Source organism: Prochlorococcus marinus CUG1417 (assembly GCF_017695975.1).
GTDB classification, from domain to species: Bacteria; Cyanobacteriota; Cyanobacteriia; order PCC-6307; family Cyanobiaceae; genus Prochlorococcus_A; species Prochlorococcus_A marinus_AG.
Genome location: NZ_JAAORN010000002.1, coordinates 470926 through 484135, shown reverse-complemented (window position 1 = coordinate 484135; position 13210 = coordinate 470926). Strand labels below are relative to the sequence as shown.

At 30.5% G+C, this 13210-nt stretch carries 14 protein-coding genes; 12 read left to right on the top strand and 2 right to left on the bottom strand.

Going from position 1 to position 13210, the window contains the following annotated elements; translation table 11 throughout:
* The first annotated feature begins 140 nt into the window (after positions 1-140).
* Genes HA140_RS08755 through HA140_RS08740 form a run of 4 tightly spaced genes read left to right on the top strand, consistent with a single transcriptional unit; the run spans position 141 to position 4677 of the window.
* The gene (locus tag HA140_RS08755) at positions 141-1508 is read left to right on the top strand and encodes a cation:proton antiporter (RefSeq protein ID WP_209040718.1); all 1368 of its coding nucleotides are present in this window, start codon (positions 141-143) and stop codon (positions 1506-1508) included.
* Positions 1509-1550: 42 nt separating this feature from the next.
* Positions 1551-2450 (top strand): alpha/beta fold hydrolase, encoded by a 900-nt coding sequence (locus tag HA140_RS08750; protein WP_209040717.1) that lies wholly within the window; start codon positions 1551-1553, stop codon positions 2448-2450.
* 9 nt (positions 2451-2459) lie between these two features.
* Positions 2460-3314 (top strand): galactose mutarotase, encoded by an 855-nt coding sequence (locus tag HA140_RS08745; protein ID WP_209040716.1) that lies wholly within the window; start codon positions 2460-2462, stop codon positions 3312-3314.
* 13 nt (positions 3315-3327) lie between these two features.
* Positions 3328-4677: a four-carbon acid sugar kinase family protein gene (locus HA140_RS08740; protein ID WP_209040715.1), complete on the top strand. Its 1350-nt coding sequence runs from the start codon at positions 3328-3330 to the stop codon at positions 4675-4677.
* 2 nt (positions 4678-4679) lie between these two features.
* Here HA140_RS08740 and HA140_RS08735 read toward each other — a convergent pair whose 3' ends face one another.
* On the bottom strand, positions 4680-6104 hold the full coding sequence (locus tag HA140_RS08735) for an NADP-dependent isocitrate dehydrogenase (RefSeq protein WP_209040714.1): 1425 nt from the start codon (positions 6102-6104) through the stop codon (positions 4680-4682).
* 210 nt (positions 6105-6314) lie between these two features.
* Between HA140_RS08735 and HA140_RS08730 the strand changes: the two genes are divergently transcribed.
* The 5 genes from HA140_RS08730 to HA140_RS08710 are packed head-to-tail and all read left to right on the top strand — an operon-like array spanning position 6315 to position 9499.
* On the top strand, positions 6315-6746 hold the full coding sequence (locus HA140_RS08730; protein ID WP_209040713.1) for a hypothetical protein: 432 nt from the start codon (positions 6315-6317) through the stop codon (positions 6744-6746).
* 57 nt (positions 6747-6803) lie between these two features.
* Positions 6804-7514, top strand: a complete 711-nt coding sequence (locus HA140_RS08725; RefSeq protein WP_209040712.1) for a heme oxygenase (biliverdin-producing) — start codon at positions 6804-6806, stop codon at positions 7512-7514.
* A 6-nt stretch (positions 7515-7520) separates the two neighbouring features.
* A complete protein-coding gene (locus HA140_RS08720; protein WP_209040711.1) occupies positions 7521-8231 on the top strand; it encodes a 15,16-dihydrobiliverdin:ferredoxin oxidoreductase in 711 nt (236 codons plus the stop codon).
* Positions 8232-8993 (top strand): phycoerythrobilin:ferredoxin oxidoreductase, encoded by a 762-nt coding sequence (locus HA140_RS08715; protein ID WP_209040710.1) that lies wholly within the window; start codon positions 8232-8234, stop codon positions 8991-8993.
* A gap of 32 nt (positions 8994-9025) precedes the next feature.
* Complete coding sequence (locus tag HA140_RS08710) at positions 9026-9499, top strand: low molecular weight protein-tyrosine-phosphatase (RefSeq protein WP_209040709.1); 474 nt, start codon at positions 9026-9028, stop codon at positions 9497-9499.
* 5 nt (positions 9500-9504) lie between these two features.
* Here HA140_RS08710 and HA140_RS08705 read toward each other — a convergent pair whose 3' ends face one another.
* Positions 9505-11034: a bifunctional pantoate--beta-alanine ligase/(d)CMP kinase gene (locus HA140_RS08705; protein WP_209040708.1), complete on the bottom strand. Its 1530-nt coding sequence runs from the start codon at positions 11032-11034 to the stop codon at positions 9505-9507.
* Between the two features lie 98 nt (positions 11035-11132).
* Here HA140_RS08705 and purM point away from each other — a divergent pair, with 98 nt between their 5' ends.
* The 3 genes from purM to HA140_RS08690 all read left to right on the top strand — a co-directional run bounded on the left by purM (position 11133) and on the right by HA140_RS08690 (position 13107).
* Positions 11133-12176, top strand: a complete 1044-nt coding sequence (gene purM / locus HA140_RS08700) for a phosphoribosylformylglycinamidine cyclo-ligase (RefSeq protein ID WP_209040707.1) — start codon at positions 11133-11135, stop codon at positions 12174-12176.
* Between the two features lie 132 nt (positions 12177-12308).
* Positions 12309-12953: a histidine phosphotransferase gene (locus HA140_RS08695; protein ID WP_209040706.1), complete on the top strand. Its 645-nt coding sequence runs from the start codon at positions 12309-12311 to the stop codon at positions 12951-12953.
* A complete protein-coding gene (locus HA140_RS08690) occupies positions 12940-13107 on the top strand; it encodes a hypothetical protein (RefSeq protein WP_209040705.1) in 168 nt (55 codons plus the stop codon). The genes HA140_RS08695 and HA140_RS08690 overlap by 14 nt, the downstream gene beginning before the upstream one ends.
* Positions 13108-13210 lie beyond the last annotated feature (103 nt).

Below are 13210 nucleotides of genomic sequence, written 5' to 3'. Positions count from 1 at the left end.
ATAGCCATTTTTAAGAAAATTTCTTTGTTGTAACTTCAGATCCACACTTGTTGAGTATTTTTGCTTTTTTCTTACATATTTCTTAAAGTGGGCCCTCAATAAACTATCTTCCAATTAGATAGTTTATTTTTTACACTTAAATGTACCCTTTACTTGCTGAATTAAGTGCACATGATTTAGAAGTTGCTGAAACGTTAATAGGAGTAATTAGGTTTCTATTGATCTTTTTAGCAGCAAGAGCATTAGCAGAAGTATTAGTAAGACTAAGTTTGCCAACTATTGTAGGTGAGCTTCTTGCAGGGGTTGTAATAGGAGCATCAGGACTCCATTTATTGATACCGCCCTCAGCTGGAACTGAACTAAATGAGGGACTCGTAAATGTTATTAGTTCATTAGCTTCAATTCCGCCGGATTCAGTATCTGAGGTTTATTTCGAAAGTTTCCCATCCCTCCAAGCAGTAGCAACACTTGGGTTATATGCACTTTTATTTTTAACAGGATTAGAAAGTGAGTTAGAGGAATTGGTAGCTGTCGGTGCGCAGGCTTTTACTGTTGCTATGGCTGGGGTAATTTTACCGTTTGCCTTTGGAACTCTCGGATTAATGTTTATTTTTCAGGTCGATCTAATTCCAGCAGTTTTTGCTGGAGCATCGATGACTGCCACAAGTATAGGAATTACTGCAAGTGTTTTCGGTGAATTAGGATATTTGAAAACTAGAGAAGGACAGATTGTTATTGGCGCAGCAGTGCTAGACGATATTTTGGGAATTGTTATTCTGGCAGTTGTTGTGGCTCTTGCTGCAGGAGGTTCTTTAGAAATTGCTCCAATTATTAAATTAGTTGCGGCAGCAGTAGTATTTGTTATTGCTGCTATCGCATTAAGTCGAACAGCAGCACCAGGATTTGATTGGTTATTAGATAGATTGAAAGCACCTGGAGCTGTAGTCGTGGCATCTTTTGTCATACTTGTATTATGTTGTTTTGTCGCAACAGCTATTGGATTAGAAGCAGCCTTAGGTGCTTTTGCAGCTGGATTGATTCTTAGTAGTTCTAAAAATAATCATGCAATACAACAATCGGTTTTACCTTTAGTTTCCTTATTCGCAACTATTTTCTTTGTATTGGTTGGAGCTGGTATGGATTTATCAGTTATTAATCCACTTGATCCAACAAGTAGGTCAGCTCTTGTAGTTGCAGGATTTTTATTAGTTGTTGCAATTATTGGAAAAATTGCTGCCGGATGGGTATTTTCAAGTGATAAACCCACAAATAGATTAGTTGTAGGTCTGGGTATGATGCCTAGAGGAGAGGTTGGTTTAATTTTCCTTGGGCTAGGAACAAGCGCTAAATTGTTAACTCCTTCTCTAGAAGCAGCCATTTTACTTATGGTAATTGGAACTACATTTCTTGCACCTGTTCTCTTGAGAATTGTTCTAAAAGATAAGCCTCCAAATGATGGTAATAAAATTTCAGATGATGTTGCAGCTGATCCTGTTGGTCTTCTTTAGGAAATAAGTTTATTAGAATCAATACAAATAAAATTTCAATAAATGGAAAAATCAGCTTTGATTGATAGTGATATTAATTATGAATGGAATTTTTTAAATTACCCAATACATACTGTTTCTGCTAAGCCCGAGCAAATATCAAAAGAATGTGCAATTTTATTAATTCATGGTTTCGGGGCCTCTACGGATCATTGGAGATTCAATATCCCCATTTTGAGTAAAAAATATGAAGTTCATGCGATTGATCTTCTCGGTTTTGGAAAAAGTCCTAAGCCCCAAGATGTTGAATACTCAGGATCTTTATGGAAGGATCAGGTTGTTGCTTATGTGCAAGAGAAAATAAAAAAACCAACAATTGTTGTTGGAAATTCATTAGGTGGTTATGCAGCATTAGCAGCTGGTGCAGAATTAAATGATCTAAATGCTGGAGTGATCTTACTGAATGCTGCAGGATATTTTAGTGAAGAAAAAACAATCAAAAAGAATATGTTGCAAACTTCAATTGAAACAGTTGCCGGTATATTTTTGAAAAATATTGTTCTTCAACGTTTGATTTTTGAAAATATGAGAAACCCAAAAAATATTAAAAAAACTTTGAATCAAGTTTATGTTGATAAAAAAAATGTTGATGATTTTTTAGTTGAGTCAATAAGGAAGCCTTCATTAGATTTCGGAGCTTTTAATGTTTTTAGAAGTGTATTTAACCCATCAGGTCCTCAGGGATTGCCGTTAGATAAGCTATTTGCAAAGTTAAATGCACCATTATTACTTCTTTGGGGAGGAAAAGATCCATGGATGAACACTCCAAAAAAAAGAAATTTATATAAAAAATTTACACCAAAGAATACAAAAGAAATTATTCTTGACGCAGGACATTGCCCTCATGATGAGATACCTGAATTAGTTAATCAGCATATTTTGGATTGGGTTGATTCTCTTTAAGTAATAATCGTGAAACTTGAATTATCTAATAAGGACCAAGGAATTTTTGTCTTTCAATTAGATAAAAATAATTACATCAAATTTTGTCCTGAAAGAGGAGGCGTTATTACAAATTGGGTTTCAGATGGTCATGAAATACTTTATTTCGATCAAACAAGATTTATGGACAAGACAAAAAGTATTAGGGGAGGCATTCCAATTTTGTTTCCAATTTGTGGGAATCTCAATACCTCTAGTTCAGTATTTGGAAATGGTTATTTGCAATTACCACAACATGGTTTCGCTAGGGATTTGCAATGGCAATACTCCCTCAATGAAAATGAAAAATTTTTATACTTATTCTTAAATGCATCTAAAGAAACCAAAAAATATTATCCTTTCGATTTCGAACTAAAAATAGAAGTAAAGTTAAAAATTAACTTTTTAGAATTTGAAATTACAATCCATAACAAAACAGATTTTGCTATGCCTATAAATTTTGGTTTGCATCCTTATTTTAATGTTTCAGATTTCAAAAATTTAGAGTTTGTTGATAATCCACTTAATTGTCAGGATCAAGAAAGAAATACTATAAGTAATACGTTGGATGAATTAAACAAAATTAATTTAGGAGTTGATCTTCTCATGTATACTTCCGGAAGAAGCTCTTTTCGAGATAAGATTTTTAAAAGAGAGGTGACTTTAAATCATCCATATCCTTTTGATTTAGGCGTTATTTGGAGTGATCCTCCAAGAAGAATGATATGTCTCGAACCTTGGACTAGTCCCCGAAATTCTTTTGTTGATGGATTTAGAAACATTATGATTCCTTCAAATGATAGTAAAAGATTAAATGCCTCAATACAAATAAAATCTCTTAAGTAATTTTGCAATACTTATGAAATTTGTCGTTATAGATGATGATCCCACAGGCTCTCAAACTGTTCACGATTGCTTATTACTGCTTAAGTGGGACTTCTCAACTTTAGTCAAAGGTTTTGAATCAAAATCTAATTTATTTTTTATTTTGGCTAATACAAGGTCACTATCGGAACATGATGCGAAATTAAAAATAGAGGAAATTTGCAAAAATCTTAAGACTGTAATTACTTCTCAAGCCTATGAAGAAGAAATTATTTTTATAAGTAGAGGAGACTCTACTCTTCGAGGACATAACTTTTTAGAGCCAACTGCTCTAAATAGTTGCTTAGGTCCTTTTGATGCTACTTTTCATATCCCAGCTTTTATTGAGGGTAAAAGATTAACAATTAATGGATCTCATTTTGTTGATAAAACTCCTATTAGTCAAACAATTTTTGCAACAGATAAAATTTTTGGATATGAGACAAGTAATGTCAAGAGTCTGTTATTTCAGCAGAGTAAATCGCAAATAAATTTTGAAGATATTCAAAATCTTTTTTTATCAGATATCGAAATGCTAAATGATAAAGAAAATAATATTGTTTTTAAAACACTAAAGAACTTGAAGAATAATAAACATGTAGTTGTAGATGTAGAAAATTATTCTCAACTAAAAAAATTTTCTTTAGTAATTAAAAAATTAATTAAACAAAAAAAATTCCTTTTTCGAACTGCAGCAAGTTTTATAAGTTCAATTTCTGAAAAAAAAAGTGTCTCATATAGTGAAATATTTTTCACTAATTTAAGAATAAGAAATAAAGAAAAGAGTTTTCTTCCAGGACTGATAATTGTTGGATCATATGTAGAACTTTCAACAATACAATTGAATAATTTATTAGAGAGAAGTAATTGTAATCCAGTTGAATTAGATGTTTTTGAATTCTTTAAAATTACTTCATCAGATAATAATCAGAAGCTAAGGAATTTGTTTAAAAATAAATTATTGAAAGAAATTAGATTTTCTTTTGAGAAAGGAAAAACTCCTGTTTTGTTTACTTCAAGAAAAGTTATGTCTTTAGATTCTTCTGAACTATTTAATTTTTATAATTTACTTGCCTGTTTTATTGCTGAATTAGTCACAGATTTGAAGTATGAAATAGGATATTTGATTTCAAAAGGTGGAATAACAACAAATTTGATTCTTAGTAAAGGACTTAATGCAGATTATGTTTATCTTGAAGGACAGATACTTACTGGCATTTCAGTGGTGACTTGCAATCTAAAAAATGGCGCAAAACTTCCAATTGTTACTCATCCTGGAAACATTGGTACTAAAGATTCACTGGTTAATATTTGGAAAGTATTTGAAAATAAAAATAATTTTTAAAATTAGAAATTTGAGATAATTTCTTCAGCAAAACTGCTGCAGGATAAGGGTTCTACTTTTGGTTCCATTAAGCGTGCTAGATCATAGGTGACTTTTTTTTGCTCTATTGCCTTACTTAAACCATTAGTAATTAAGTTAGCTGCCTCATCCCAACCAAAATATTCAAGCATCATTACACCACTAAGAATTACTGAGCCTGGATTAATCTTATTTAAGCCTGCATGTTTTGGCGCAGTACCGTGCGTAGCTTCGAAAATTGCTGCATTATCTCCAATATTTGCACCAGGAGCCATACCTAGGCCACCAACAATGGCTGCAGCTGCATCAGAAACATAGTCTCCATTTAGATTTAAGGTTGCAAGAATTGAATATTCTTGAGGTCTAGTTTGAATTTGTTGAAATATACTATCAGCTATCCGATCATCAACAAGAATAAGTTCTTTCCATTTTCCATCTCCGTGAGAATTAGATATTGATGCAATAACTTCTTTAATTTCTTCGCAAATGAATGCTTTTTTGTTATTTGTAAGCTTGTCAAAACCTGGTTCAATTTTTCGAGCATTATTTTCAATTGTAAGTTCTGGATTTTTCTGAATATTATCTAAAATCCAGCTTTCTCTTTCTGTAATGCAATCATCTCTAAATTCATTTACTGCTAATTCATATCCCCAATCTCTAAATGCACCTTCTGTATATTTCATAATATTCCCTTTATGTACAAGAGTCACATGCCTTTTATCTCCTGATAATCTTTTGGCATGTTCAATAGCTTTTCTAATATGCCTTTGGCTACCAGATTTACTCACTGGTTTTATTCCTATACCTGATCCATCGGGTATTGATCTATTTTTTAAATTTTTACTTTTTGGTATGACAACGTTATTTAAGTGATTAATTAATTCAAGACAATTATTATCTTCCGCTTCCCATTCAATTCCCATGTAGATATCCTCAGTATTTTCTCTATAAACAATAACGTCTAAATTTTGGGGATTTTTGTGAGGGCTTGGAGTTCCTGAATAATATTTGCATGGTCTAACACAGCTATATAAATCAAATATTTGCCTTAATGCAACATTAAGAGATCTAATACCTCCACCGATGGGAGTTGTTAAAGGACCTTTGATGGCTACGCCAAAGTGTTTGATTGCTTCAATAGTATCTTGAGGTAGGTAGTTATATGTTCCATAAAGTTCACAAGCTTCATCACCTGCATAGACTTTAAACCAATTAATTTTTCTTTCGTCTCCATAGCTTTTTTTAATAGCCGAATCAAGAACGATTTGAGTTGCAGGCCAAATATCAACTCCAGTACCATCACCCCTAATAAATGGGACAATTGGATGATTAGGAACATTAGGTTTGCCTTGATTAAAAGTTATTATCTCGCCTTCATTGGGTAAAGTTAATTTTTCAAATTTTGGCATAGCATTGAATTAATAAAAGATAACTCATTGAAGTTCCTCGTATTGTAATTTGCGATGAGTTATTATCTTTAAAACCTAGAAATTTATTATTCAAATGTGAATAGAGAATAGTTTATTGATCAGCATTTCAACATCTTTATTAAAAGAAAAAGTAGTTAATAAGCAAGTTAGAGGAAATTATGTCATTTTCAAAAAAATACTCAGCTACTTATGAATGCGAGTTCAAATGTAAGTAATGTTGAAATAGCTAATAAAATTGCTTCTACTGCAGCTTTGTTTCGGAAGTATTTTCCAGATGCCAGTGTAAACTTTAGTCCATGGGAAAATTCAAATGATGAATCCATGCAAGATACAATTGATTTTGCGTTTCATTTTCCTGGGTGGAGTCCTCGCATTGAATGTAGAGCAATACTCTTACAATTGAGAATTGAAAATGATAACAATAATAGAGTTCCTAAATTGTTAGGAATAATAATGAGGGGTATGATTGTTCCCTCTGAGAGATGGCGAGTAGCTACTATCGGAGACTGGGAAATGACTGGTACTCATTTACCTCAAAAAGAACAGAAAGATAATCTTTTTTTGGTTTGTAAAGAACTTTATAAGTTATTCTCTAAAACATCTGCTAGTAACAAAAATTAGCTGTTTTATGTATTTTCCTTGTAGATTAAATACACTTACAAAATTAATACAAAATATATGGCAGTCGCTCTTGCAGGACAATTAAGAGAAGGGACAAAAAAATCCCACACTATGGCAGAAAATACTGGGTTTGTGGCTTGTTTTTTAAAAGGAGTTGTTGAAAAAAACTCTTATAGAAAATTAATTAGTGATTTATATTTTGTTTATGAAGCTATGGAAGAAGAAATTGAAAGACTGGTCAATGAGGAACACCCCGTTATAAAACCTATAGGTTTTAAATCATTATTCAGGAAAGAAACTCTTGTAAATGATCTTAAATTTTATTTTGGTGAAAACTGGAAGAATGAAATTAATATTTCTCAATCTGCAAAAGAATATGTTGAAAGAATTCGCGAAGTCGCAAAAAATTCACCAGAGCTATTGGTTGGTCACCATTACACGCGCTATATAGGAGATTTATCTGGGGGGCAAATTTTGAAAAGGATTGCTAAAAAAGCATTAAATTTGCAGGGAAATGATGGTTTAAATTTTTATGAATTTGAATTAATTGATGATGAAAAGAAATTCAAAGAAGAATATTCCCTTACTTTGAATAAACTTCCAATAAATCAAATTACTGCTGATCAAATAATTGATGAAGCTAATCAAGCTTTTACTTACAATATGAAAATGTTTAGGGAGCTTGAAGGCAACTTGATTGCTGTTTTAGGCAAGATTGTATTTAATTACATTACAAAAAAAGTAAGAAAAGGAAGCACCGAGACTTAGTAATTTATGTTTGATTCATTAGTTGATTTCCTTAAAACCAATATTGATGAATTAAATGGTCAGGAAGTACAAATATCTAGTGAATTCAAAGAACATCACAACGAAGACTCAAAATATATTATTAAAAATTGGCTTTTCTCATCTCCCGAATATAGAAAGTGGCGAATAACGAGATTAAATGGTGGCAAAAAACTGCAAGTGTTTAATACGGTCGCATATCCAAATTTTGATAGTGAAATACCTATTTTAGGAGCTGATATTTTATGGTTTGGAACTTCTCAAAAGTTATTAGCAATACTTGATTATCAACCTTTAATTCAAGAAGGAAATTATCTTGAAAAATATTGTTCAAGTTTAGGTAGTATTAAGAAAAAATATTCTGCATTTGATAATAATAAAATGAAGAATATATATGATTCAAAAAAGTATTTTTCCCCATGGGTGATTATATGTAGAGGAAATAAATTAAATCTTGATAGAGATTTAAATGATATATTCCATTCATTTGTAAATAATTATTTGAACATTTATAAATCGAATCCTGTTAATCAATTTTTAAATGCAGAAGAAATAAAGATTAATCAAATAAAATATGATAAGTACAGTTTTGAAAAAGACCCTGCAGATAAGTTGTTTAAATCTTTTTTTGGAGAGAAATGGACAAAAAAATTTATAAATAAATTTCTTTTTACATTAAATAATGAGATTATTCATTGAATGTTAATACAAGATACTATTTTTTACAGGCCAGATTGGAGATGGCATAATTTTTTAAAATATTTAATTAATAATTTAAGTAAATACAACTGTTTAGAAAAAATAATACCCTCGGAATATTCATATAAAGATTCTACTTATGGTTCAAAAAAATCAAAAAAAAATGTGAATCTCTCTACTTGGGGTGTAATGCATAAAAAAAGAATTCAATTCGCAAGAGCAGTGTGTATTAATAGTCCAAATTATTCTGTTTTAAATTTTTTAATTATTCCTAATACTATTTATAATGTCCCATTTTTTGGAGTAGATTTTGTTTCTCTACCTAATAGTCATTTATTAGTATTAGACTTTCAACCTTCACTAGAAATACAAAATCAATATAATAATGGGTTATTAGAAAAACTTATAAAACTCAAAAATTATTGTCATTCATCACTCCCATTTGCCGAAAAAATGTCTGCAGATGTAGCTAGATTTTTTTCTCCAGGAGTAATCTGGTCAAAATTACCAAAAGAAGAAAGAAGTGATTTTTTAATTGCTAACCAGCTTTATACCACATTTAAGGAATATCTTGATTTGTATTTGGAAATTCTTTTCGAAAGCAAAGAAGCCAATATGGAACTGCAAAAAGAATTAATAAATGGTCAAAATAATTATTTAAAATATAGAAGAGATAACGATCCGGCAAGGCCAATGTTGTCGAGCTTGTTTGGTAAAGAATTTACTGAATCTTTAATTAAAGAAGTTTTATTTACTACTTAAAAGTCTTATAATTTATTGAAATTTGGAATCATATGAAAAAAATTTCTGTTCTTTTTGTATGTTTAGGAAATATTTGTAGGTCTCCTGCAGCAGAAGCTATCTTTATAAATTTAATTAAAAGGAAGGGATTAACCGATGGCTTTATTGTAGATTCAGCTGGAACTGGAAGTTGGCATATTGGAAAGAAATCTGACTATAGGATGAGAATTGCGGCAGAAAGAAGAGATATAAATATCTTAAGCAGGGCTCGCCAAATTACTAGCAAAGATTTTGACGAATTTAACTATATTCTTGCGATGGACGACTCAAATTTTAGAAATATTATAGATCTTAAAAATAGAACAGCTTCAAGTGATTTTGCATCAATTAAAAAAATACAAGATTTTAGATTAGTTTTTAATGATCAAGAAGTTCCTGACCCATATTTTGGCGGTGATGAGGGTTTCGATTATGTTCTTGATATTTTAGAAGACTCTGTAAACGGTTTTTTGGAAAGTATTTCTTGAATTTATTAGATCTCAGTCTCTTTAGGAATCTTGGCATTATAAAGATCAATAATTTTATCCACTACCTCATTAATTGAATATCCATCCGTAATAATTTCTATTGCGTCATTCGCTTTCATTAGAGGTGAAATTTCCCTATTGGAATCTTCAAAATCTCTTTTCTTTATAAGTTCTTTTAATATTTGAAGGTCGATTTCTTGTGAGTCTTTACTATTTTTATCAGATTTTCTTCTTTTTGCTCTTTCATCGATGCTAGCAGTTAAAAATATTTTAAGTTCTGCATGAGGAAAAACAGTAGTTCCTATATCTCTTCCCTCAGCTACAAGTCCGCCTGATTCTCCAATTTTTCTTTGTTCTTCTACTAAGAATTTTCTTACTTCTTTTATTGAGGAAATTTTAGAAACGATGGAACTTATCTTTTGCGATCTAATTTCTTTAGTAACACAGTAGTTATTTACATAAACGTCCTGATTTGAAATTGTATTCGACTTGAAGACAATAGATATATCTTTAAGAATATTCTGTAATTTTTTTTCTTTTTTATAATCAATACTTTCTTTTATCAGAAACCAACTCAATGCCCTATACATTGCTCCAGTATCTAAATATAAAAGTTTAAGTTTCTTGGCTACTAACTTTGTTACAGTACTTTTACCTGACCCTGCAGGACCATCTATTGCAATAATCGGCCTTCTTTTCATAAGAAAAACGTGATCAATTAATCTTGTCTTTCCACATATTATCGCACCAGCTAGTAGCGAAATATTATCCTCAAGTCTAGCTTTTTGGAGTGTATAAGGATGTAAATGTTCTAAATATTCAATCGAAATTTTTTTTGCTGATAGCTTTTTAATTATTTCGTTTAAATTGATCTTTTTTTCTTGTTGAAAAATTTTTTTTGCTTCTAATAACTCACTTGAAAAAAACTTAATCAATTTTCTTTCGTTTTTTGATAAATGTACATTACGTGAACTTAAAGGAATTCCATCAAAATCTCTCTGTGTAGGAATAGATTTAATAGCAACATTTAATTTCATTCTTAGGATAAGATTTTTTAAAATTAAAAGTTGTTGCCAATCTTTTTCTCCTAAGTAAAGATTTTTTGGCTTAATGAGATTAAGTAATCTATAAACTACTGTACAAACGCCATCAAAATGCCCATTTCGATTTAATCCACATAATGCAGAAGATAATTCTATTGGAGCTTTTAGGAATTTAATATTTTTATTATTTGGTGGAAATATATCTTCATTACTTGGGATGAAGATGGCATCTGCGCCATTTGAAAAGGAGATTTTTATATCATTATCAATTGTTTTAGGGTAATTCTCTAAATCTAACTTGTTATCAAATTGAAGTGGATTAATAAAAATACTTACTAAATTAACATTAGAATTATCATTTTTTGCTGTTGATATTAGTTTTATATGTCCATTATGAAGATTTCCCATTGTTGGAATGAAGTTAATTTCACTATTTATATTTCTTCTCCAGTTTTCTATTTCTTCAGTTTTCCTTATGATTACTTTCTTCACTTTGTTTTTAAAAAATAAATATATTTGATAAATAATTACTGGACAAAAGCAATCTTAGGAGGAATATCTATATAGAGAAAGTCTATCATTTTTATTTCATGGATTACAAAACATCAGGTGTTGATATAGAAGCTGGGCGAGAATTTGTTTCGGAAATTAAACAAGCAGTTGAAGGAACTCATACATCTAATGTTATTGAGGGTATTGGTGGGTTCGGAGGTTTGTTTAGACTTCCTATCGATAGTTTTAAAAAACCAGTTCTTGTCTCAGGAACTGATGGTGTTGGAACAAAATTAGAATTAGCGCAAAGTAAAAACTTTCACTTTGAGGTTGGTATTGATTTAGTTGCTATGTGCATGAACGATATCATTACTAGTGGGGCAAAACCTTTATTTTTTCTTGATTATATTGCTACTGGTAAACTTGATAAGAAACAATTATTGAGGGTTGTTAAGGGTATTTCACATGGCTGCGGAGAAAATAATTGTTCATTACTCGGTGGAGAAACTGCTGAAATGCCAGGATTTTATTCAAAAAATAAGTATGATCTTGCAGGATTTTGTGTTGGAATAGTTGATGAGGATAAGCTTATTGATGGTAAAAAAGTATCTGAAAATGACTTAATTATTGCTTTAAAAAGTAATGGAGTTCATAGTAACGGCTTTAGTTTAGTAAGAAAAATTATTCAAAATAATGATCAAATAGATAAAGAATTTGAAAAAGTTTCTCACTTGAATTTTTATGATGAGTTATTGAAACCTACAAAAATTTACAATAATGTGATTAATCAAATGTTATCTGAAAATATAGAAATTAAAGCAATGTCTCATATTACTGGAGGAGGAATTCCAGAAAATTTACCAAGATGTATACCTTCTGATTTTATTCCTTATATCAATACAAGTTCTTGGGAAATTCCTACTTTATTTAAATTCCTTAAAGACAAAGGGTCCATTCCTGAAAAAGATTTTTGGAATACTTTCAATCTTGGAGTGGGATTTTGTTTAATTATTGATAAACAATTTAAGGAAGCGATATTAAGTATCTGTAAAGAGCATGATATAGATAGTTGGGAAATTGGAAAGATAGTTCGAAAAAATGATTCAATAAATAATAAATTTTTGCCAGAAATTTTAACTTAAATTTTTTTATCTTTTTTTAATGAGTTTTAAAAATTATTTTTAGTACCCAAATGAAAAAGTTAGGTGTAATATAATAAAATTACCGCCGAATTATATCGGAAGTTTAAGTATTAAGATTTAATCCTTTATTCAATGCCCTTTGCAAATAATCAAAGAATTACACGTAGACGTAGTTCAGCAGGCCCTACACCTCCAAAAAGACCAATAGCTAATAATTCAGAATTTAGTGGTAGACAGGCTCAAGGCCCAAGACCAACTTTCTTGACACTAAGGGATCATGGCAAAGTTTTTGTCGCTGATTTACCTAATTTGTCCGATGGTCAATTAGCACATATTAGTAAAGAAGCTAATGAAGTTTTAAATAGTTTGGAAAAAAGACTTAGTGATCTTGAAAATGAACCTAATGTTAGTAATCCTGAAAACGATACGCTGATAAAAGCCTCTACCAAAAGAGATGTCACACTGAGGTTTATTAAATCAATAGAAGAAGAACAAGAACATAGAAAGAATAATCCTGCCTTGCGAGATGCTGCATCTGAATCGTTACCGAGAACTTTTCTTGAGGTTGCTAGACATAGATTGCCTGGAGCAACTTTTGATTCTCTATTGAGAGAGGCTCTTGAAGCTTGTGCAGTTGATGAGAGTACTGATGAAAATCAAGTTGTTGATGAGCCTAAAGAAACTGTAAAAATTATGGATATACCCTCTTCCAACAAAAATGCTTCACTTGTTGTTAGTATCGATTCAAGTGATGATTCTAAGAATGACTCTATTTGATTCAACACAAGAGTTAATAAATTTTAAAGATCAAAATAATTCAAAAATTAACCTCACTTCAGAGAAAGATACCATTTTATGTAATCATTGTAAGAGGACTGCAACAAATGGTGTTCGTTGTTTAGGAATGTGTGTAGCAGATAATGATTACTAAATAGTTCAAATTTCTAAATAAATAACCTTATGAATAAAATTAATAAATCCATCCAATTTTATTTATCAATTAATAATTAAGGTATTATTTAACAATAATAAAA